This is a genomic window from Virgifigura deserti (genome assembly GCA_003576685.1).
In the GTDB taxonomy this organism is placed as follows: domain Bacteria; phylum Pseudomonadota; class Alphaproteobacteria; order Dongiales; family Dongiaceae; genus Virgifigura; species Virgifigura deserti.
The window spans coordinates 1-19,483 of the sequence record QOZR01000022.1 but is presented as its reverse complement, the minus strand read 5'-3'; the positions used below and the strand labels follow the sequence as shown (position 1 = coordinate 19,483).

Here is a 19,483-nt window from a genome sequence, read left to right as displayed (position 1 = left end):
GCGCTGATGAAGGTCTCGAGTGGATCGCGTGTTGCGCCTCATTTTCCCATAATCATTGTGGGTGCGGGCATTGTCGGCCTAAGCGTTGCTCTGGCACTTTCAACCCGAGCGCGGGACGTGGCTTTGATCGATCCCGAACCGCCGGGAAGCCAAACGTCCTGGGGCAATATGGGAGCGCTGGCCTTCGGCGAAGTTCTTCCCTTGGCGAGACCGGACGTCATCCGGCAGGCGGGCCGTTGGTTGCTGGACCGCAGAGGTCCCGTAGTTATATCGCCTCGCCACCTCGGAGCGCTCTGTGGATGGCTACGGCGGTTCATCTTCAGCGCCTTCGACGGAAACTCTCCAAAACGGGTCGAGGCGCTGCGGCGGCTGAATGCACTGGCGCTGGCCGAATGGGAACGCAGTCTCTCTGCGATAGGCCTGTGGAATCGATGCGAAGCCGATAGGGTCCTGCATGTCTACGACACCACCGAAGCGATGTCGAAGGATGCGCCGCTGTGGGAAATTCGCCGAGCGGCGGGACATGAGAATTATCCCCTCGACAAGAATGCGCTCCGCCATGCCGAACCAGCCCTTGGCGGCGGGTTCGCCGGGGCCATGGCGAGCCCGACCTGGCGCCTCACGCCGGATCCGTTCCTGGTCAGCAAAACCATCGAAAGCCGTCTGATCGCATCCGGTGTGACGTTCTTGACCGATCGCGCGCACTCGATCACTCCGATGACTGACAGGATCGCCGTTCGATGTGAGACGGCGGAGTTGACGTGCGATCATCTGGTGGTCGCCGCTGGCGTTCATTCGGCTGATCTCGCTCGCCAGACCGGGGACGCAATGCCTCTGGTGGCGGAGCGGGGTTACAGTCTGACGCTCTCCAGCCCGTTGGTGCGCTCTAACAACTACCTCGTGTTCAGACAGCATGGATTCGTTGTCGCGCCTTTGGCAGGCGGGCTGCGAATCGGCGGAAGCGCGGAGTTCGTTCCAGCGAGACAGGCACCCGATTGGAGGCGGTTGGATTTGCTCGTCGAGAAGGCGAAGCGTTTTCTGCCCGACCTTAACCCGAGCGACGGGATCCGGTGGTACGGCGACCGCCCCTCCACACCGGACTCGCTACCGGTGATCGGTCCATCGCGCAGGGATCGGCGTGTACTCTATGCCTTCGGGCACGGTCATCTCGGTTTGACTCAGGCCGCGGCGACAGGCGCAATCATTCGGGACCTGATCGCCGGAAACATCCCGGCCATCGATGTCGCGCCCTACTCCTCCGCGAGATTCAATCGATGAGCAAATAATGCGTCGTATCGACCCGCAACATCCGAGTGCAGCCAGGGTTTCCGTGACTATCGATTATCAGGAGAGGGAACTCGTGGCGGGCGAAACACTGGCCGTCGCGCTCTGGGAGGTTGGTATCCGTCGGTTCAGGAACTCGGTTCGGCTGAAGGAGTCGCGCGCGCCGCTGTGCCTCATGGGTGCATGTCACGAATGCAGTGTGATGGTGAACTCTCGGCTCGTCCGCAGTTGCATGATCGCCGTGGAGGCCGGCATGACGATAAGGACGGGAGAGAGCGAATGAGTGGCGAATGCGTCGATCTGGTTGTTGTCGGCGCCGGACCCGGAGGCGTTTCCGCAGCGGTTTGTGCAGCTGAATGCGGGCTGAACGTCGTTCTTCTGGATCGATACGATCACGCCGGGGGACAGATTCACAGGGCGCTGAGCGTTGCGCAGCGAGAGCATGCGCCCGGCCACTTCAGCAGCCCGGGCGACGCGCTACGAGCCCGGTTGAGGTCGTCTACCGTTAGACATGTCCCGCGTGCCACGGTCTGGAATGTGGAGCCGGGTCCGTCCGTTCATTGGCGCGACGCGACGACGCTTCGCCGAACTTCCACGCGCGCTTTGATTCTTGCAACCGGCGCAAGTGAAACCGTTCCATGCATTCCCGGCGGGACACTGCCGGGCGTCTTCGGGCTGGCCGCAGCCACCATCCTCCTGAAACAGGACGGGCGGATCCTCGGCGCCTCGCCCGTTCTCGCCGGCGCCGGACCGCTTCTTTATCTCTTGGCAGCCGCGTATTTGAAGCACGGCGTTCGCCCGGCCGCCATTGTCGATCGTGCGTCGATTCGCTCATGGGCTGCGACGCTGCCCCGTCTCGCGGCAACCCCTGCCGAAGCCGCAAGGGGCGCGTTCTGGTACGCCCGGGTCCGGTGGTCCGGCGTGCCAATCTACCATGAGGCGGCCGTCGTACGGGTCGAGGGAGCGGAGCAGGTTGAGCGCGTAATCATCAATGGGCCTGGGTTGGTTGGTGCCGTAACCGCAATTCCAGCGGAGGCGCTGGCGCTCGGAGTCGGCCTTTCAGCAAACTCACACGCCACGCAGGTCGCCGGAGCGGCGCACGAGTTCGATGCGTCTTTGATGAGTTGGCTGCCGCTCCGGACGCCCAACATGGAAACGACGGTACCGAATGTCTATGCGGTCGGCGAGTGCGCAGGGATCAGCGGCTCGCGCATCGCCATAATAGAAGGCGAGGTCGCGGCGCTCGATGTCGCGGCGCATCTGCTGCCGCAGTGCCGGCGGCAGATCAACGGCCGACTGGCGCGCGCTCGCCGACGCCTCCTGCGAGCCCGGATTTCCGCGCGGGCGGTTGGAACCATGATCCGCTTCCCCGACACGGCGGAGGTTAGGTCGCTCGACTCCCGCGCGATCGTCTGCCGATGCGAGGATGTAACCGTCGCAGAGCTGCTAGCGGATATTGACGCCGGCGCCGTCGATCTGCACGAACTGAAAATGCGGACGCGATGCGGGATGGGGCCCTGTCAGGGGAAAATCTGCGCGCCCTGGGCGACCGCGATTATGGCCACCCGCACGGGACGGCCTCCTGGTGAAATCGCCGCACACATGCAGCGCCCACCCATCGAACCGCTTCCCATATCAATAGCGACGGCCGCGTGGTGGAACGACCATCCCGCCGCGCATGATGCTCTGCCCGTCTGAACCGCGGGTTTGTTCATATGACCCAGAACCAAGCGCACGACGCGCAGGTTTACGACGCGGTCGTCGTCGGAGGCGGCCTGATCGGCTGCGCCGTGGCGCTGATGCTTGCGGATGGCGGCATGAGCGTCGCAGTTCTGGAACGGCGAGAGTCGCTCTGTCTCGAAGCGTCCGGCACGAATGCGGGCGGGTTAATGTCGCAGGTGCTGCGCGCGGAAACGGTTCCGCACGGCATGCGGGCGCTGGAGCTCTGGAAGGGAAAAACCGCTCCATTCCTGTTCGATCTCGACTACCACCGCCTGGGCTCGCTGGCGCTCGCGCGGACGGAGGCGGAGGAATCCATTCTCGACGAGCGGATGCGGTTGCGAAATGAAGCCGGGGCAAGCTTTCGCATGATGTCCGGCGCGGAAGCGCGGCTGATCGAACCGCAATTGTCAAAAGATATCCGCGCCGCGGTCCATTGTGAAGCGGACGCCCATGTCAATTCCCTTGAAACGGGTCGGGTCTTCACCGAGTTGCTGGGTAGGCATTGCGTTGCGATTAAGGCCCGCCACAATGTCTCAATGATCGAACCGGGTGGCGCGGGGTTCGCCTGCATCTGTCCGAGGGGAGTGGTGCGCGGACGGCGATTGGTGCTCGCCACGAACGCTCGCCTGCAGCCGCTTCTGGCCCAACTGGGCCATTCGGTCGAGATCACGCCGCGGTACAACCAAGTGCTTGTCACGAATAGGTTGCCCTTTCACCTTGGACCGATGCTCACAATCGCGACCGGGAACCTCTCGATCAAGCGCAGCGCGGCGGGAACAGCGATCATCGGAGGAGGATGGCAGGGCCATGGCGACCTGGAGGCGGGCACCTCCCGGATCGACGCACCGAGCGTTCTCGAAAACCTTCGCCTTGCCGTCAGTGTGGTGCCGGCGCTCGGCGACCAAGATCTCATCCGCTGCTGGATCGGAGTAGACGCAAGGACCCCCGACTTCCGCCCTCTGCTAGGACCGGTGCCCAACTGTCCGGAAGCCTATGTCGCCGGCTGCGTGTTCAGCGGCTATCTGCCCGGCTTGCAGTTGGGGCGAATGCTTGGCGATATCATCCTGGGACGGGAGCCAGATCTCGCCTTTCCGCCTTCATCGGCCTGGACGAATCCCGACACCTTGAGCCTAAAGAAGAATCTGTGAAATTCGGCATCGGATGAAAAATGTAATACGTGCCGGGCAGCCGAGTCAGGGAGTTAATTCGCTATGAGTCATGGCAGTATGGTGGGGACGTGATCGGCCGGCGCGGCGCCCCGATACGCGGTACATACCGGCGGATGTGGCGCGCGGCTGGCGACCGGTCCAACGCTGAATATGCGCATCGAGGAGAAGAGACTTGAACAACGATAAGGTTTCCTGGCGCGGAAGCTTCCCGGCGGTGGTGACGCCGTTCAAGAAGGATGGGGCACTCGACGAGCACCTGTTCACCGAGAATCTGGAGCTTCTGATGGACGAGGGCGCCGACGGGTTCGTCGTCTGCGGCTCAACGGGCGAGTCATGGTCTCTCGACGGGGACGAGAAAGTCCGCCTCGCGGAATTGGCAGTTCAGGTCGTCGGCGGCAAAGTTCCGGTGATCGTCGGAACGGGCGAGATCCGCACCGATCGGGTTGTCGATGTTTCGATCAGGGTGCGCGACGTCGGAGCGAGCGGGATCCTGGTCGTCACGCCGTATTATGCGGAGGTCGATCAAGGCGCGATCGTCGCGCATTATCGCGCGGTAAGCGACGCCGTTTGCTGCCCCATCGTTCTCTACAACCATCCACAGACGACAGGGGTGAATCTCGACGCAGGCTACATCGCGCAACTCGCCGAAATCGAATGGGTCGTCGCCACGAAGGAAAGCGCCAATGACATCAGTCAGATGTATCAGCTGCTGTTCCAGTTCGGCGATATGATAGAGGTGATCGCCGGCTATACCGCGAAGCACGGTGCTGCGGCGGCGTTCATGGGCTGTCCGGCTTTCATCGGCGCGACGGAAACCCAGGTTCTCGGCGCTGAAGGCATCGGGCTTTTCGCCCTGGGCGCGGCTGGCGACGTCGACGGGGCGCGCCGCGTTCAGAAGCGCGCGTCGATGCTCGGTCCGATCGGCAAGATCGGCGCGACGCCTGCCGGGCTCAAGGCGGCTATGAACCTTTTGGGTCGACCCGGCGGCCACTGTCGATCTCCAATCCCGGACCTCAGCAACGCTCAACGCGAAAAGGTCCGCGAGGTGCTCGACTCGCTCGATCTGTTCTCCAGCCCAGCCTGTCGTTTGACGTGAATCGCTCATGTGGTCATCTAGGGACTGCGGGCACGGATGCAGTATGCGAGGAGATCTTGTTCATCGTGATCTGGACTCTCCTCGGGAATGGGAGGCGCGTTTACGCGCAGCCCTTCCCAGATATCGAGTTCATGCCGGGACCGGAGGAGGGGCCCTCGATGGATGTCGAGTTCCTCTCGTCTGGGCTCCGCCGCTCGAGAAGGGCCCGGTGCTCGGGGCGACGGTCGAGCACGGCCACATCGGTTCGTCGGAGCTGACCGGCCTCAGTATAGAGTTGAACAAGGAGATTGTAGATGACTGCCGGGTCCGATGACGGGTGGAGAAGGCGATGAGGCCGCCCGAAGAGGCCCTGGACGGAACAGGAGCTGATTCAGCAGCCGCGCGCCGCGAACGCTATGACGTTCTCGCGATGACAAAGCTCGCCACGCGCCTTCTGGAAAAGGCTGGCCTGTCGAGCGTTCGCGCAGCGGCTATGGCCGAGACCTTCGTCGAGGCCGATCTTATGGGCTTCACGACGCACGGGCTGCAGCGCATTCCGAGCAATTTGCAGTGGCTCCTCGACGGTTCGACTCGGTGTGACGGCGAGATCGAAGTGATCACCGACGCCGGCGGCACCCTTGTCTGGGGCGCCGCGAACCTGCCGGGCCCCTGGGTCGTTCGCGAGGCTGTTAAGGAGGCGGTGGCCCGGTCGGAGACGAATGGCATCAGCGCGATCGCAATCCGCCGAACTCAGCATATCGCGTGCCTGGCCACCTATCTGCGACCTGCGACAGATCGCGACAAGATGATCCTCATCGTCGCGTCGACGCCGGCCGAAAGTGTCGTCTCCGCCCACGGCGGGCTGACCCCGATCTTTTCCTGCAATCCGCTTGCGGTCGGTATTCCGACGGAAGGCGCGCCGATCCTGATCGATACCAGTCTTTCCATGTCGGCACTGGGGCCGCTATATCGAGCGCAACGCGAAGGGCGACGTCTTCCGACTCGGTGTATCCGAACGGCTGACGGCCGGTTGACGGATGATCCCGCCGAGTTCGTGGACCGTCCGGGTGCGAGCATCCTTCCGGCCGGCGGCGACGCGCAGGGTTATAAGGGCTTCGCCCTGCTGCTCATGTCCGAGGCGCTGACGGCTGCTCTGTCGGGCTACGGTCGAACTGACGTGACGCAGGGAGACGAAGCCAATGCGGTCTACGTGCAGGTGATTGATCCCGATAAGTTCACCGGGCGCCGCGCGTTCTTGCACGAGATGGCAGGGCTTGCCGCGGCGTGCCAGCGCAGCGATGCGCTTCCGAATGCCGGCCCGGTTCGCCTACCGGGCGAGCGGGCACTTGCATCACGGAAGGAGCAACTGACACATGGGCTGAGGCTCCACCCGCTGGTGGTTGAGGACCTTAAGCCGTGGGTTGCGCGTTTCGGCATGACATTTCCGGAACCGCTCGCGCCCCGTGCGGCGGACAGCGGGTGAGTTCACTGGGATCGTAGGGCGATCCGGGCAGACAGAGAAGAGATCACAGCTACGTCGAGGAGCTGGTCGTCCGTGACAAACGGGTGCCCATTTTTTCACGGACGATTTTGAGTTGTGTGCGTCAAGATGGGGTCGAGGGTCCGGCACGGACCGGCTCACAAAGGGAGTGGCAGCTCTTCAGATAAAGCTTCCGCCCAGAGGGAGGAGCAGCCATGAGGCATCTCGCGGGGTTGGACATTTCGATCAAGGAGACGAGCATCTGCATCGTCGACGGAATTGGCCAGATTAGCTTGATGGTTCCGACGGAGCCGACCGCCATCATCGCTGTGTTTGGCAACCGCAGCTTCGCCTGGCGGGACATGTCCTGCTGCGGCACACGATCTTCGGCCGCTACGTCTACGCGATCGGTTAGAACGTAACCGCAACCTACAACTCCGGAATCAATGTTCGGCTCTACACGATGCTGGTGTACGTCGTCAGCGGCTGTTCCGCGGGCATCGCCGCCATCGCGCCGATGGCGTTGGTCAGCGCCGCACAGCCCGTCGCGGTGCCCAGCCTGGCGCTCGAGTCCATCGCCGCCGTGGTGCTCGGCGGCGTGACATTGACGGGGTGGCAAGGGCGAAATGCTCCACGTGTTCTACGGCGTAATCATCTTGGGCATGCTGTCGAATGCGATGAACATGATCGGTGTCTCCGCCCATTTCCAGACGGTGACCATCGGCATCGTCATCGTTATTGCCGTCATTCTCGATCGCTCCGCCGGCGGCAAGGAGTTGGCGAATAGATGATCGATTGGCCGGATGACGCATCGAGGCAAGCCTGTCTTGGGCTTTGCTGAACCCTGACAAGTAATGGAGGACAGAGCGTGCGTTTCGTGACGTTTTCGAGCGGTGAGGGCGAGCGCCTGGGTGTCATCGCGCCTGACGATGGCCGGGTCATCGATCTTGCGGCCACCGCTCAGGCATTGGGTGTCCCTTGCGCAGCGCCCGACATGATCGGCCTGATCGAAGGTGGCGAGCCGGCTGTCGACGAGGCGCGCCGTGTTATCAGCGCCAGAAACGATCAGCGCGTCGCATATGATCCTAAGGCGATCCGCCTCCGCGCGCCGATTCCGCGTCCAGCGAAGAATATCTTCTGTGTCGGGCTCAACTATGTCGACCATAACAGCGAGTTCCAAGGGCGCTCGAAACCGCTGCCGGAGCACCCGATCTTCTTTACCAAGCCGGCAACATCGGTGATTGGCCCGGATGCGACCATCAACCCGCATACTGGCGTCACCAGCGAGCTGGATTACGAGGTCGAACTCGCTGTCGTCATCGGACGGCACGGGCGCGACATTCTACCGGAGCACGCCTGGGACTATGTGTTCGGATACACTGGTCTCAACGACATTACGGCGCGGGACCTGCAACGGCGTCACGCGCAGTGGTTCATCGGCAAGAGCTTGGATACCTTCTGCCCGATGGGACCCGAAATCGTCCTGCGGGACTCCGTGGCGGTGCCGCCGGCGCTCTCGGTCGTCTCGCGCGTCAACGGCGAGGTGCGGCAAAATGCCAACACGCGCGATCTCATCTTCGACATTCCCTGCCTGATCAGCGTGCTGTCTGCGGGCCACACGCTGGAGCCCGGCGACATCATCGCGACCGGCACGCCGGCCGGTGTCGGGCTGGGATTCGATCCGCCGCGGTTTCTCAAATCGGGCGATGTGGTCGAGATCGAAATCGAGGGAATCGGAGTTCTGCGAAACGAGATCGGGTAGATCGAAAGCGCCCGCACCCTGTGACGGCCTACGGGACGTCGGTCGGTATAATCGGGCGGCTCCGGGGAATTGGATGAAATGCAGACAGCGCGCCCGTATCAAGCCCCGTATCAAGCGATGACGGCGGGCGCGATTCTCTGTGAGCTCGCAACCGACATTTTAGAACCATAACTCTGAAGAGCCGCACCCTTATGAACTGGCGGTGCGGATCTCAAATACTTCAACTAGGCGCCCACAACCGCGCGGTCAATTCTCGGTGCGGTAGGCATATCTAGGCCGAAATGCTGACTTCCTCCGGATCACCTCGGTACAGCAGTCTGTAAGACGCGTTCCATGACCAGAGGAACCTCCCGCGCCAGCAGTTCGAGAAAGCCTTTCGCCAGCCGCGACTCCTGTCGATAGACGGGAAACAGCAGCCATATGTCGAAAAAAACCGTCGGTCGGAAACGGCGGATAACGAGAGAGCTCTTGTCGAATTCGCTGGCGCTGAACGGTTCCACGACCGACACCCCGGCCCCGCTCGCGACGAAGCTGCAGGCCGCCTCGCTCTGCTGGGCTTCGATGATGATGTTCCGCCGAACGCCCCTGCGCTCGAACGCCTGATCCACGAGGAAGCGTGATCGATCCTCGGTGCCGAGCGATATGAACGGCTCCTCTTGAAGGTCCCGGGCGTCGATTACCTTCCGTGCGGCGAGGCGGTGACCGGGCGGCAGGGCGCAAACGCCCTCGACGCGCAGAAAATGCTCGAATCGCACGCCCGGATGATCCATCGCCAGCAGCCCGATGCCGATCTCGACATGCTGCGAGGCCACCCATTCGACCAAGGGGCGGGAGCTTCGGCTGGTCAGCAAGATGCGTGCACCTGGATAGCTGTCGCGGAACTTCGTAATGATCTTGGGAAGACTGCGGGTCGCAAAGGCTGGAAAGGCGGCCAAGGTGAGTTGCCCGAAGCGCATCTCGCGAATGTCGGTTGCGCGGCGAGCGATTGCCTCCGTCCCGATCAGCATGCGCTCCACTTCGGCATGCAGCATCTCGGCCTCGGGCGAGGGAACCAGTTGGTTGCCGTGGCGGTGGAACAGCTTGAAGCCGCAGTCTCGCGCCAGCAGGTTCAGCAGCTTGCTAACCGCCGGTTGGGATATCCGCATCATTTCGGCCGCGCGCGTGAAGCTTCCCGTCTCCATCACGGCTCGGAGCGCCTCCAGCTGTCGCACGTTCATCGGCATAACCTTTAGTTATGACATCGGCGAAATTAGCTATTTGACCATCATAAACCCCGCTGCTGCAATCGGTCCCAAAAAAGAGGCCCAACACCGTGCCGCTCGGAGGCAAGGCAGGGGGCCGGGCGCGAAGACCCAATCGCAAAGCATCAACGGGAGACGCCACATGAAGAATCAATCATTGAACGTCATTTCTGCCTTTTCCGCCGTCGGGCTGCTTATGGCAACCGCTGGGCCTGGCGCGGCGCAAGAATCTCTGACGGTCGCGTTCTACGGCGGCGAGTGGGGCGATGCGATCCAGTCCTGCATCGTCGAGCCCTTCACCGAAGCGACCGGCATCGCGGTCACGCCGGAACCCGGCGTCTCCTCCGTCACGCTTGCCAAGCTGAAGCAGCAGAAGGGCAATCCGGCCATCGACGTGGCTTGGCTTGACGGCGGCATTTCCGAACTCACGCTCGAAGATGATCTGGTTGAGCGGATCGATCCGGAGGCAGCGCCGAATATCGATCAGATGATCCCGGAGGGCGTCTACAAGGATCCGAACGGGGACATCTATGCTCTGAGCACCGGCTTCTACGCGCTCGGTCTCGTCTACAACACGGAGGAAGTCGAACAAGCCCCGACCTCCTGGTGGGACCTCTGGAAGGAGGATTTCGCGGGGATCGTTACCGTTCCGAGCCCATCCAATGCCATGGGGGTGCCGTTCTTCGTCACTGTTTCAAGACTGTCGGGAGGCGGCCTCGACAATTTCCAACCCGGCGTCGAGAAAATGCGCGAGCTCGAAGTCTCCTCGTACTTCGACACCTCCGGCAATGCGACCAACAGCTTCCAGAGCGGCGAGGTGATCGCCGGGGCCCACTATGCGAGCGCTGCCTGGTCATTGGCGGACAAGGGACTTCCGATCGCCTACACCGTTCCGAAAGAAGGCGCACTTGGCGGCGACATCCGCGTCCATATCGTCAAGGGGACGCCCAAGCAGGAATTGGCGCAGAGATTTGCGAACTTCGCCGTTGGCGTGGAACCCGCGACCTGCATGGCGAACACTCTTTATGTCGGCCCGGCGACCAAAGGCGTGGAATTGTCGGAGAAGGCGGACAAAAGGATGCCGTGGGGGCCGAAGGGCTCCGTCGAGAAGCTCGATCTCATTGATTGGATCGCGCTGAACAAGAAGCGAGATGAGGTGACCCAAATCTGGAATCGCGAGGTCGCCAGCTGACGATACCTGGTCCTGTGAAGTTGAAGAAAGGGTGCGCAGTCCCATGACGCAGGAGCTGATCCGGCTCGAGTCCGTCGTCAAGCGCTATGGCGCGATGGCGGCGCTGGACGGCGTGTCGCTCTCGATCCAGCAGGGCGAGTTCATCGCCCTGCTGGGACCGAGCGGCTGCGGAAAAACCACCCTCCTGCGGGCCATCGCCGGCTTCATCGAGCTGACGGCGGGCGAGGTGTGGATCGACGGCAAGGTCATGAACGACGTGCCGCCGAACAAGCGCCCGGTGAACACCGTGTTCCAGAATTACGCCCTGTTTCCGCATCTCACGGTCACGGAGAACATCGCGTTCGGCCCGCGGCGCCACGGGGTGTCGAAACGGGAGATCCCGGCGCTCGTCGCCGAGGCGCTCGCCATGGTCGGCATGGAGGGCTTCGGCGAGCGCTTTCCGGGCGAGATGTCCGGCGGTCAGCAGCAGCGAATCGCGCTTGCTCGCGCCATCGTCAACAAGCCGCGTGTTCTTCTGCTCGACGAACCGCTCGGCGCTCTCGACCTCAAGCTTCGCAAGCATATGCAGATCGAGCTGAAGCGGCTCCAGGAGAAGCTAGGCATCACGTTCGTCTATGTGACGCACGACCAGGAGGAAGCCCTGGTAATGGCGGACCGTATCGCGGTGATGACCAAGGGGCGGATCGCACAGCTCGGCTCCGGCGAGGAGATCTACAATCGGCCGAGCACACGTTTCGTGGCCGATTTCGTCGGCGAGGCCAATCTACTCGACTGCGTGGCGCTCTCCGACCGACGCCTGCACCTCAAGGACGCCGATCTCGTGCTGCCCTATACCGCGCCTCCTGGGGCGGACACTGCGACAGTTCTCATCCGCCCCGAAAGCATCGACCTCATCGAGGGAACGCCAACGAGTGACGTGGTGGCTGTCGAGGCGACAATCCGCGAGACCGTCTTCGTCGGCGGCGCGATCCGAGTCTATGCGAGCGTTGCGGCCGGCCCGGAGCTGGTCTTCCTGCCGCGTCATATGGAGAAAGCCGGACGGCTCTCTCCCGGTGATGGCGTGACGATCGGCTGGCGTCCCGACGACGGCCGCGTGCTGACCGAGTAACCAGATGGCCGGCGATCTCGCCGGAAGAGAGCTTGAGGGAAGAATGAAGACGATCACTGTACTCACGCCGACCGGAACGCTCGGTTACGGGTTCGGCGCGGAAGCGCTCAAGAGAGGCATGTCGCTCGATCCGGATGTGATCGCGGTCGATGCGGGCTCGACGGATCCCGGGCCGCATTATCTCGGTTCGGGCGAGCCGCTCGTATCCCGGTTCAGCATGAAGCGTGAGCTCAGGGATCTCATTCGCGCCAGCCGCCGCGCCGGTATTCCGGTAATCGTCGGCAGCGCCGGCGGCGCCGGTTCTCACCGGCATGTCGAGTGGACGGCCGATATCGTGCGCGAGATCGCCGCCGAGGAGGGGCTTCGGTTTCGTCTTGGCTGCGTGCTTGCAGATATCGACCGCGAGCGAGCCCGGCGCGCGATCCGCGCGGGTGAGGTGCGCGACTTCGAAGCCGGGGCCGATTTCTCCGAAGCGGCGCTGGACGAGACCGTCGAACTCGTTGCCCAGATGGGGCACGAACCGCTTGCGGCCGCCCTCGATGGCGGTGCGGATGTCGTCATCGCGGGGCGGGCCTGCGACGACTCCACGATTGCCGCCTTTCCGATCTGGTGTGGCGCGGATCCCGGTCTGTCGATCCATATGGGCAAGATCCTCGAATGCGGCGCCTTTTCCGCCGAGCCCTTCGCCATGGACGTGATGCTGGGCACCGTCGACAGGAGCGGATTCGTGCTTGAGCCCGGCAGCCTGGGAAGGCGCGCATCGGTCACCTCGGTCGCCGCGCATTCGCTCTACGAGCGGGAGGACCCGTTCCGGCAGGCGGGGCCGGGCCATGAGCTCGATCTGCGCAACTGCCGATTTGAGCAGGTCACGGAGCGCCAGGTCCGCGTCTCCGGGTCGCATTTCATGCCGACGTCCGACTACTGGATCAAGCTCGAGGGGGCGCGGCTCGCCGGATACCGGTCGATCTCGGTCGCCGGCGTCCGCTGCCCGACCATGATTGGCCGGATCGACGGCATCCTGGAGGAGGCGCGGGCGAAGGCGGAAGCCTACTTCGCCCCGGAACGGCTGCAGATCGTTTTCCATGTCTATGGACGCGATGGCGTCATGCGCGCACTGGAACCGACGCGCGAGATCCGAAGCCACGAGCTCGGCCTCGTCATCGAGGTGGTCGCCCGCGACCAGGAGCTTGCACATGGCGCCTGCCACTTCGTTAGCGGGTCGCTGCTCCATTACAGCTATCCCGGTCAGTTCAACACGGCCGGGAATCTCGCCTTTCCGTACTCGCCCTCCGAGATCGACGCCGGGCCGGTCTATGAGTTCTCCGCCTATCACCTGATGAAGGTGGACTCGGCTACGGAATGCTTCCCGGTCCATTTCGAGGATCTCTGACATGACTCGACCGCTTCGTGAGCACGCGCAGATCATTCGCAGCAAGAATGCCGGCCCCTACAGGTTGACCTTCGATATCCTGTTCCGGGATGCGGAGACGTTCCGACGGGTCTGGGAGAGCGAGGCCGTGACCCGCGAGACGGTCAGTCGCGCCTTCGGCATCGGTTCCAACCAGATCACGTCGCTCTTCCCGGTTCCCATGGGCAACGCGATCAAGATCACGCTGCGCCGCCCGCTGCCGCAGGGGGCGGTCGGGGAAAGCGACATGTACGGCTGTCAGCAGCATACGCCGCTGCTCGACCTGCCGGTGCCCGATCGAGGCTAGAGATGCGAATCTCCCGGTGGTGGGCACTCGTCCTTCTCGGCATCCCGCTCGCCTTCCTCACGGCCTTCTTCCTGGTGCCGTTCGGCGTCATGGTGATGGCGAGCTTGCAGACGCCGGAGGGGGCCTGGACCCTGGCAAACTATGCCAGGGCGTTCGGGGACTTCTATTACTGGGAGACCCTTCTGCTTACCTTCCGGATCTCGCTCTGGGTCACGCTGGTCGCGTTCCTGATCGGGTATCCGCTGGCCTACTACATCACCTACATCGTCCAGAGCCGGACCATCCGCCGCCTGCTTTACGTCGTGATCGTGACGCCGCTGTTCACCAGCAACATCGTCCGGTCCTTCGGATGGATGATTCTCCTCGGCCGCCGCGGCCTCGTGAATAATGTGCTCGTGGGATTCGGGCTGATCGAGCGACCCGTCTCGCTCCTCAACAGCGAACTCAGCATTGTCATCGGACTGAGCTACATCATGACGCCGTTCATGGTCCTGACCATCGCCGCGGTCCTGCAGAACATCGACCGCTCGCTTGAGCATGCGGCGCGCGATCTCGGCGCCAACCGTGCCGTGACGTTCGCGCGGGTGACGTTCCCGCTGAGCCTGCCTGGCGTCGTCGCTGGATCTCTGATCGTCTTCACCCTCAGCGTCAGCGCCTATGTCACGCCGAGCATCCTGAGCGGGGGCAAGGAGACGGTCATGTCGATGCTGATTTTCCAACAGTATGCCGTGATCTTTAACCTGCAGTTCGGCGCGACGCTGGCAGTCGCGCTGCTGGTGACCACGCTCCTGCTGATCGCCGGATATCTCTTCGTCGTCGAGCGCCAGTCCCGGGGCGCCAGGAGAGTGGCATGACCTCCTTCGGAGAGCGCCTGTCGCGGGCCGCGCTCACCGGCTTCTGCTGGATCGCGATCCTCTATCTCCTTCTGCCGCTGCTCATCATCGTCGCGGTGTCCTTCACCACGACCGCCTATCTGAAGTTTCCGCCCGACGGCTTCACGCTGAAATGGTATGCGCAGTTCCTGCGCGATCCCACCTATGTCGAGGCGATCTGGATCAGCGCCCTCATTGCGGTCGGCGCAACACTTCTCGCGCTGCTGCTCGGCGTGCCCGCGGCCCTCGTGCTCGCGCGGCGCAGCTTTCCCGGGCAACAGGCGCTGAGCGCGCTGTTCCTGTCACCGCTGATACTGCCGACGATCGTGATCGGAGTCGCGATTCTCCAGTTCGCGGCGAGTCTCGGCTTCGCCCGGACCTGGCCGGCGATGCTGGTTGGCCACACGGTGCTGGTCCTGCCTTACATCGTGCGGACGACGCTGGCCTCGCTTGCCGGTTTCGAACGAACCCTGGAGGAGGCGGCGCTCGATCTCGGGGCAAGCAACCTCTCGACCTTCTTCCTCGTCACTTTGTCGCTGATCAAGCCTGGTGTGATCGCCGGGGCACTGTTCGCCGTGATCATCTCCTGGATCAACGTCGAGTTGAGCATCTTCAACACCACGGCGCACCTGATGACCATCCCGGTCAAGCTCTTCAATTACGTCCAATACTCCGTCGATCCGATGATCGCGGCGGTCTCGGCCGCCACGATTTACGTCGCCATAGCCGTCGTGTTCCTGCTCGACCGCGCCGTCGGACTCGACAAGGTCACGACCAGCAGCTGAGGACCCCAACCATGAGAAGCAACACTGTCATCTCCACGATCGATTCGCATACCGGAGGCGAGCCGACACGCCTTGTCGTCAGCGGTATTCCGGTCCGCGGCGGAACCCTCCTCGAGCAGCGCGAGGACATGCGTCGCAATTACGATCATCTGCGCTCCGCGCTGATGCGGGAGCCGCGCGGTCACCGCGGCATGTTCGGCGCCGTGATGGCGCCCCGGACCCGCCCCGAGGTCGATTTCGGCATCATCTGGATCGATCACAACGGCTCTTACCTGAACATGTGCGGGCACGGAACCATCGGTATCGGCTTCACCGCGGTCGAATGCGGCCTTGTGCCGGTGACCGAGCCGGTCACGCGCATCCGGATCGATATGCCGGCCGGCCTCGTCGAGGTTCATGTCCAGGTGGAGGGCGGTCGTGCCCGCCGCGCGAGCCTCATCAACGTGCCGGCCTTCGCCTACAAACTCGGCGAGAAGATCGACGTCCCGGGCTACGGAACGGTCCCAGTCGACATCAGCTTCGGCGGAAGCTTCTTCGCCGGGGTACGGGGGGAGGACCTCGGCATCGAGGTGAAGCCGGAACGCGCTTCCGAACTGGTGGCGGCCGGGCTCGCTATCAAGGACGCGGTCAATCGTCAGACCACGGTCGAACACCCGACCGTGAGCCATATCAAGTCCGTCGATCTGGTGACGATCTATGGGCCGGGCCAGGCGCCTGGCGCAAAGTACAAGAACATCCATGTCTTCTCGGACGGGTCGTTCGATCGCTCGCCCGGCGGTACAGGCACCTCGCATATGATGGCCCTTCTCATCGCCCGCGGAGAGATGAAGGCGGACGAAGAGATCATCTCCGAGGGCATTACGGGATCGTTGTTCTCGGGGCGCATGGTCGAGCGGACGAAGGTCGGCTCCTTCGACGCGTTCATCCCGGAGATCTCCGGCACGGCTTATCTCACCGGACTTCACCAGTTCCTCATCGACCCGGAGGATCCGCAGCGGGAGGGGCTGACCATTGGCTGAACAACGGCAGGCTGACGGCTCGGGGGCACTCGCCGGTTTGCGTGTCCTGGAACTCGGCTCGATGCTGGCGGGGCCGTTCGTCGGAACGCTTCTCGCCGACTTCGGTGCGGATGTCATCAAGGTCGAGAAGCCAGGCAAGCCCGATCCGCTTCGGGAGTGGCCGCCGCACAAGGACGGCGTCGCCCTGTGGTGGAAAAGTATGGCGCGCGGGAAACGAACCGTCACGCTGGACATCTCGAAGCCGGAGGGCCGTGACGTCGCGCTGCAGCTCATCGGACACAGCGATATCGTCATCGAAAATTTTCGCCCCGGCACGCTGGAACGCTGGGGACTCGGGCCGGACGCTCTTCGAGAGGACTTCCCGCAGACGATCTGGATCCGCGTCAGCGGCTATGGCCAGACGGGTCCCTACAAAGACCAGGGCGGTTACGCGACAATCGCCGAGGGCTTCAGCGGTCTTGCCTCCTTCGCCGGCTTTCCGGATCGCGGGCCGATGGTCTCGGCCTTTCCTCTCGGCGATTATCTGGCGGGCGTCTTCGGCGCGTTCGGAGCGATGGTCGCGCTGCATCACCGGAGCAGCACCGGTGTGGGGCAGGTCGTCGACGTCAGCCTGTTCGAACCGCTCTTCCGGATCATCGAGGCTGTGACCCTGCGCTACGACCAGACGGGACAGGTCAAGCCGCGTCTCGGCAACCAAATGGAAGAGGACGTTCCGCGTAACGTCTATCCCACGGCGGATGGCGGATACATCGCCGTGAGCTGCGGATCGCAGCGCATCTTCGAGAACCTGCTCGACGCCATCGACCGCGCCGATCTCAAGACTGATCCGCGCTTTACGACGATGGCCCTTCGCGTCGCCAACCGCGACGCGATCGACGATATCGTGCGTGGCTGGATGCAGTCGCAGGCGACCGAACACGCGCTCGAGCAGCTTCAGGCTCACCACGTCGTCGCCGGCCGCATCTATGGCATCGATGACGTGTTCCGCGATGCTCACTACGCGGCGCGGAACACCATCGCCAGCATCGTCGACGAGACACTCGGCGTCCTCAGGATGCCGGCGCCCGTGCCGCAACTTAGCGGCACGCCAGGATCGATTCGCTGGACGGGGAAGGAACCCGGCGCCGACAACGATGTCGTGTTCCGACGCATGCTGGGGATCTCCAGCGACCTGATCGAGCGTCTGCGCAAAGCCGAGGTGATATAATGGATGCAAGCTCTCTGGGACGGCGGCTCCCGGCCGAGAGTATCGGCATTGTGGGCTACGGCCAATCCGTCTATTCCAAGAAGACCGATCGTACGCTCCTGTCGCTTTTCGCCGAGGCCGCCAAGGGTGCACTCCACAGCGCCGGCCTCGACAAGTCGTCGATCGATGGCCTCGCCGTCTGCTCGTTCGACCTGCCGCCGGACAATGCCGTCACGCTTGCCGAACAATTCGGTCTCAGCGTGTCCTGGGCCTATTTCGGTACGGCGGGAGGTGCCGGGCCTGTTGCCTCCGTGATCAACGCCATTCGCGCGATCGAACACGGTCACGCCTCCGCGGTCCTCTGCCTGGCGGGTGACGCCTATGATATCGGCGGGCATTACCGAATGATGGACAACTTCAACCGCGCGCTGCGCAACTATGGCACGCCGAACGGATTCGGCGGTGCCAATGGCCTCTTCGCCATCGTTCAGCGCAAGCATATGGAGACCTATGGCACGCGGCCGGAGGAGCTCGGCCGGATCTCTGTCGGTCAGCGCGCAAGCGCCCGGCTCAACGACAACGCGCTTCTGCGCGGTCCGCTCACGATCGAGGATTATCTCGATGCGCGGGTGATCGCCGACCCGATCCGCCTCTATGACTGCGTTCTCCCCTGTGCCGGCGCCGAGGCTGTGCTCGTGGCTCCCCTTGACCGGGCGGAGCCCGGGCGTGGCGTGCGGGTCCTTGCCGGCTACGAGCAGCACAATCATCCGCCCGATGAAATCGCGCCGCTCCGGGGCGGATGGGAACTGTTCCGCGACGCGCTCTACCGCGACGCCGGCTACGGGCCGAGCGACATCGATTTCGTCCAAGCCTACGATGATTACCCAATCATGGTCGCAATCCAGCTCGAGGATCTCGGATTCTGTGCCAAGGGCGAGGTAGGCAAGTTCCTGGCGGAGAATACTTTCTCATTCGACGGTTCCTTTCCGCTGAACACCAATGGCGGACAGCTCTCCTGCGGACAGGCCGGCGCCGGCGGCGGCATGATCGGGCTTGTGGAGGCGATTCGGCAGCTGCGCGGAGAGGCCGGACCCTGGCAGGTCGAGGGCGCCCGCCGCGGTCTTGTCTCCGGCTACGGCATGGTCGGATACGGCCATGGCCTGTCGACAAGCAGCGTGATCTTGGAGGGCGCGAAATGACCGAGACGATCCCACATTACCCGCAGCCCGTGACCGATGCGGACAATCGCCCATTTCTCGATGGATGGCGACGAGGCCAGCTCTATCTTCAGCATTGCCGCGGCTGCGGAAAGGCCGTTTTCTATCCGCGATCTCTTTGCCCCCACTGCTGGTCGACCGACCTGGAGTGGCGGCAGGCGAGTGGCCGGGGCACTGTAGTCTCCTATAGCCGCATCTATCGGCCGAACCATCCTGCCTTCAACGACGAGGTTCCAATCGTCCTTGCCGAGATCAGACTTGCCGAAGGTGCCGCGCTCCTCGCCCGCATTCTCAGAGGAGATGTCGAGAGCGGCATGGAGGTGATGCTGATGGCGTCGGCGGAAGCCGCCGAGCGTTTTCCGCTCCCCGTGTTCCAGCCCGCTTGAGAGTGCATTGGACTCCGGAGGCGAAGAGGCGGATCGACCCGGATGCGTCTGACCACAGGCAAGATAGGAAGACATGCTTCAGATCACGCGGGACCAGATTGCTGAGGCGCTCGACAGGCCGAGTCTCGTTGAATGCTTGCGCGCGGCGTTCGAGGCTGGCTGCGAGGCGCCCGTCCGACACCATCACGAGGTCGCCACCTCCGGTGCTGGCGGAACCCTGCTGCTGATGCCGGCCTGGCAGGTCGACCGCTATCTCGGCGTCAAGATTGC

At 63.3% G+C, this 19,483-nt stretch carries 19 protein-coding genes and 2 pseudogenes; 20 read left to right on the top strand and 1 reads right to left on the bottom strand.

The window, feature by feature from the left end; translation table 11 throughout:
* Positions 1–6: 6 nt before the first annotated feature.
* From DT069_RS23980 to DT069_RS23945, 9 genes and pseudogenes are all read left to right on the top strand, one after another.
* On the top strand, positions 7–1,278 hold the full coding sequence (locus DT069_RS23980) for an NAD(P)/FAD-dependent oxidoreductase (RefSeq protein WP_119462876.1): 1,272 nt from the start codon (positions 7–9) through the stop codon (positions 1,276–1,278).
* Complete coding sequence (locus DT069_RS23975; protein WP_119462875.1) at positions 1,241–1,567, top strand: (2Fe-2S)-binding protein; 327 nt, start codon at positions 1,241–1,243, stop codon at positions 1,565–1,567. Before DT069_RS23980 ends, DT069_RS23975 begins: the two co-directional genes overlap by 38 nt.
* Positions 1,468–2,982 carry an FAD/NAD(P)-dependent oxidoreductase gene (locus DT069_RS23970; protein ID WP_119462874.1) on the top strand — a complete coding sequence of 505 codons (1,515 nt, stop codon included), beginning with the start codon at positions 1,468–1,470 and terminating at the stop codon, positions 2,980–2,982. Before DT069_RS23975 ends, DT069_RS23970 begins: the two co-directional genes overlap by 100 nt.
* A gap of 17 nt (positions 2,983–2,999) precedes the next feature.
* Positions 3,000–4,154 (top strand): NAD(P)/FAD-dependent oxidoreductase, encoded by a 1,155-nt coding sequence (locus DT069_RS23965; RefSeq protein WP_119462873.1) that lies wholly within the window; start codon positions 3,000–3,002, stop codon positions 4,152–4,154.
* A 193-nt stretch (positions 4,155–4,347) separates the two neighbouring features.
* Positions 4,348–5,271, top strand: a complete 924-nt coding sequence (locus tag DT069_RS23960) for a dihydrodipicolinate synthase family protein (RefSeq protein ID WP_162913423.1) — start codon at positions 4,348–4,350, stop codon at positions 5,269–5,271.
* A gap of 328 nt (positions 5,272–5,599) precedes the next feature.
* Positions 5,600–6,733, top strand: coding sequence for an Ldh family oxidoreductase (locus DT069_RS23955; RefSeq protein WP_119462871.1), 1,134 nt, complete (start codon positions 5,600–5,602; stop codon positions 6,731–6,733).
* Between the two features lie 460 nt (positions 6,734–7,193).
* A pseudogene (locus tag DT069_RS25135) lies at positions 7,194–7,283 on the top strand (hypothetical protein); the annotation flags it as partial.
* Between the two features lie 73 nt (positions 7,284–7,356).
* Complete coding sequence (locus tag DT069_RS25130; RefSeq protein WP_425450514.1) at positions 7,357–7,521, top strand: hypothetical protein; 165 nt, start codon at positions 7,357–7,359, stop codon at positions 7,519–7,521.
* Between the two features lie 77 nt (positions 7,522–7,598).
* Complete coding sequence (locus DT069_RS23945; protein ID WP_162913422.1) at positions 7,599–8,492, top strand: fumarylacetoacetate hydrolase family protein; 894 nt, start codon at positions 7,599–7,601, stop codon at positions 8,490–8,492.
* Between the two features lie 299 nt (positions 8,493–8,791).
* On the opposite strand, the gene DT069_RS23940 is transcribed toward DT069_RS23945, so the two are convergent.
* Positions 8,792–9,673 carry a LysR family transcriptional regulator gene (locus DT069_RS23940; protein WP_425450513.1) on the bottom strand — a complete coding sequence of 294 codons (882 nt, stop codon included), beginning with the start codon at positions 9,671–9,673 and terminating at the stop codon, positions 8,792–8,794.
* Between DT069_RS23940 and DT069_RS23935 the strand changes: the two genes are divergently transcribed.
* From DT069_RS23935 to DT069_RS23885, 11 genes and pseudogenes are all read left to right on the top strand, one after another.
* Positions 9,654–10,925: an ABC transporter substrate-binding protein gene (locus tag DT069_RS23935; RefSeq protein ID WP_425450511.1), complete on the top strand. Its 1,272-nt coding sequence runs from the start codon at positions 9,654–9,656 to the stop codon at positions 10,923–10,925. The two genes, DT069_RS23940 and DT069_RS23935, sit on opposite strands and share 20 nt — an antisense overlap.
* 43 nt (positions 10,926–10,968) lie before the next feature.
* Positions 10,969–12,033, top strand: coding sequence for an ABC transporter ATP-binding protein (locus DT069_RS23930; RefSeq protein WP_119462868.1), 1,065 nt, complete (start codon positions 10,969–10,971; stop codon positions 12,031–12,033).
* A gap of 43 nt (positions 12,034–12,076) precedes the next feature.
* Positions 12,077–13,423, top strand: a complete 1,347-nt coding sequence (locus tag DT069_RS23925; protein ID WP_119462867.1) for an acyclic terpene utilization AtuA family protein — start codon at positions 12,077–12,079, stop codon at positions 13,421–13,423.
* 1 nt (position 13,424) lies between these two features.
* Complete coding sequence (locus tag DT069_RS23920; RefSeq protein ID WP_119462866.1) at positions 13,425–13,748, top strand: DUF4387 domain-containing protein; 324 nt, start codon at positions 13,425–13,427, stop codon at positions 13,746–13,748.
* A 2-nt stretch (positions 13,749–13,750) separates the two neighbouring features.
* Positions 13,751–14,602, top strand: coding sequence for an ABC transporter permease (locus DT069_RS23915; RefSeq protein WP_119462865.1), 852 nt, complete (start codon positions 13,751–13,753; stop codon positions 14,600–14,602).
* Entirely contained in the window at positions 14,599–15,405 is an 807-nt protein-coding gene (locus DT069_RS23910; protein ID WP_119462864.1) for an ABC transporter permease, read from the top strand. The genes DT069_RS23915 and DT069_RS23910 overlap by 4 nt, the downstream gene beginning before the upstream one ends.
* Before the next feature lie 11 nt (positions 15,406–15,416).
* Positions 15,417–16,424, top strand: a complete 1,008-nt coding sequence (locus tag DT069_RS23905) for a proline racemase family protein (protein ID WP_119462863.1) — start codon at positions 15,417–15,419, stop codon at positions 16,422–16,424.
* A complete protein-coding gene (locus DT069_RS23900) occupies positions 16,417–17,631 on the top strand; it encodes a CaiB/BaiF CoA transferase family protein (protein ID WP_162913420.1) in 1,215 nt (404 codons plus the stop codon). The genes DT069_RS23905 and DT069_RS23900 overlap by 8 nt, the downstream gene beginning before the upstream one ends.
* The gene (locus tag DT069_RS23895; RefSeq protein ID WP_119462861.1) at positions 17,631–18,809 is read left to right on the top strand and encodes a thiolase family protein; all 1,179 of its coding nucleotides are present in this window, start codon (positions 17,631–17,633) and stop codon (positions 18,807–18,809) included. Before DT069_RS23900 ends, DT069_RS23895 begins: the two co-directional genes overlap by 1 nt.
* Positions 18,806–19,213, top strand: a complete 408-nt coding sequence (locus tag DT069_RS23890) for a Zn-ribbon domain-containing OB-fold protein (protein WP_119462860.1) — start codon at positions 18,806–18,808, stop codon at positions 19,211–19,213. Before DT069_RS23895 ends, DT069_RS23890 begins: the two co-directional genes overlap by 4 nt.
* Before the next feature lie 73 nt (positions 19,214–19,286).
* A pseudogene (locus tag DT069_RS23885) lies at positions 19,287–19,483 on the top strand (bifunctional Delta(1)-pyrroline-2-carboxylate/Delta(1)-piperideine-2-carboxylate reductase); the annotation flags it as partial.

Excerpts from the sequence above, each read along its gene's own strand:
- DT069_RS23980 (WP_119462876.1), top strand. The coding sequence starts at position 7 with ATGAAGGTCTCGAGTGGATCGCGTGTTGCGCCTCATTTTCCCATAATC.
- DT069_RS23910 (WP_119462864.1), top strand. The coding sequence starts at position 14,599 with ATGACCTCCTTCGGAGAGCGCCTGTCGCGGGCCGCGCTCACCGGCTTC.
- DT069_RS23915 (WP_119462865.1), top strand. The coding sequence starts at position 13,751 with ATGCGAATCTCCCGGTGGTGGGCACTCGTCCTTCTCGGCATCCCGCTC.
- DT069_RS23925 (WP_119462867.1), top strand. The coding sequence starts at position 12,077 with ATGAAGACGATCACTGTACTCACGCCGACCGGAACGCTCGGTTACGGG.
- DT069_RS23920 (WP_119462866.1), top strand. The coding sequence starts at position 13,425 with ATGACTCGACCGCTTCGTGAGCACGCGCAGATCATTCGCAGCAAGAAT.
- DT069_RS23905 (WP_119462863.1), top strand. The coding sequence starts at position 15,417 with ATGAGAAGCAACACTGTCATCTCCACGATCGATTCGCATACCGGAGGC.
- DT069_RS23940 (WP_425450513.1), bottom strand. The coding sequence starts at position 9,673 with ATGGAGACGGGAAGCTTCACGCGCGCGGCCGAAATGATGCGGATATCC.
- DT069_RS23965 (WP_119462873.1), top strand. The coding sequence starts at position 3,000 with ATGACCCAGAACCAAGCGCACGACGCGCAGGTTTACGACGCGGTCGTC.
- DT069_RS23890 (WP_119462860.1), top strand. The coding sequence starts at position 18,806 with ATGACCGAGACGATCCCACATTACCCGCAGCCCGTGACCGATGCGGAC.
- DT069_RS25130 (WP_425450514.1), top strand. The coding sequence starts at position 7,357 with ATGCTCCACGTGTTCTACGGCGTAATCATCTTGGGCATGCTGTCGAAT.
- DT069_RS23955 (WP_119462871.1), top strand. The coding sequence starts at position 5,600 with ATGAGGCCGCCCGAAGAGGCCCTGGACGGAACAGGAGCTGATTCAGCA.
- DT069_RS23895 (WP_119462861.1), top strand. The coding sequence starts at position 17,631 with ATGGATGCAAGCTCTCTGGGACGGCGGCTCCCGGCCGAGAGTATCGGC.
- DT069_RS23930 (WP_119462868.1), top strand. The coding sequence starts at position 10,969 with ATGACGCAGGAGCTGATCCGGCTCGAGTCCGTCGTCAAGCGCTATGGC.
- DT069_RS23975 (WP_119462875.1), top strand. The coding sequence starts at position 1,241 with ATGTCGCGCCCTACTCCTCCGCGAGATTCAATCGATGAGCAAATAATG.
- DT069_RS23970 (WP_119462874.1), top strand. The coding sequence starts at position 1,468 with ATGTCACGAATGCAGTGTGATGGTGAACTCTCGGCTCGTCCGCAGTTG.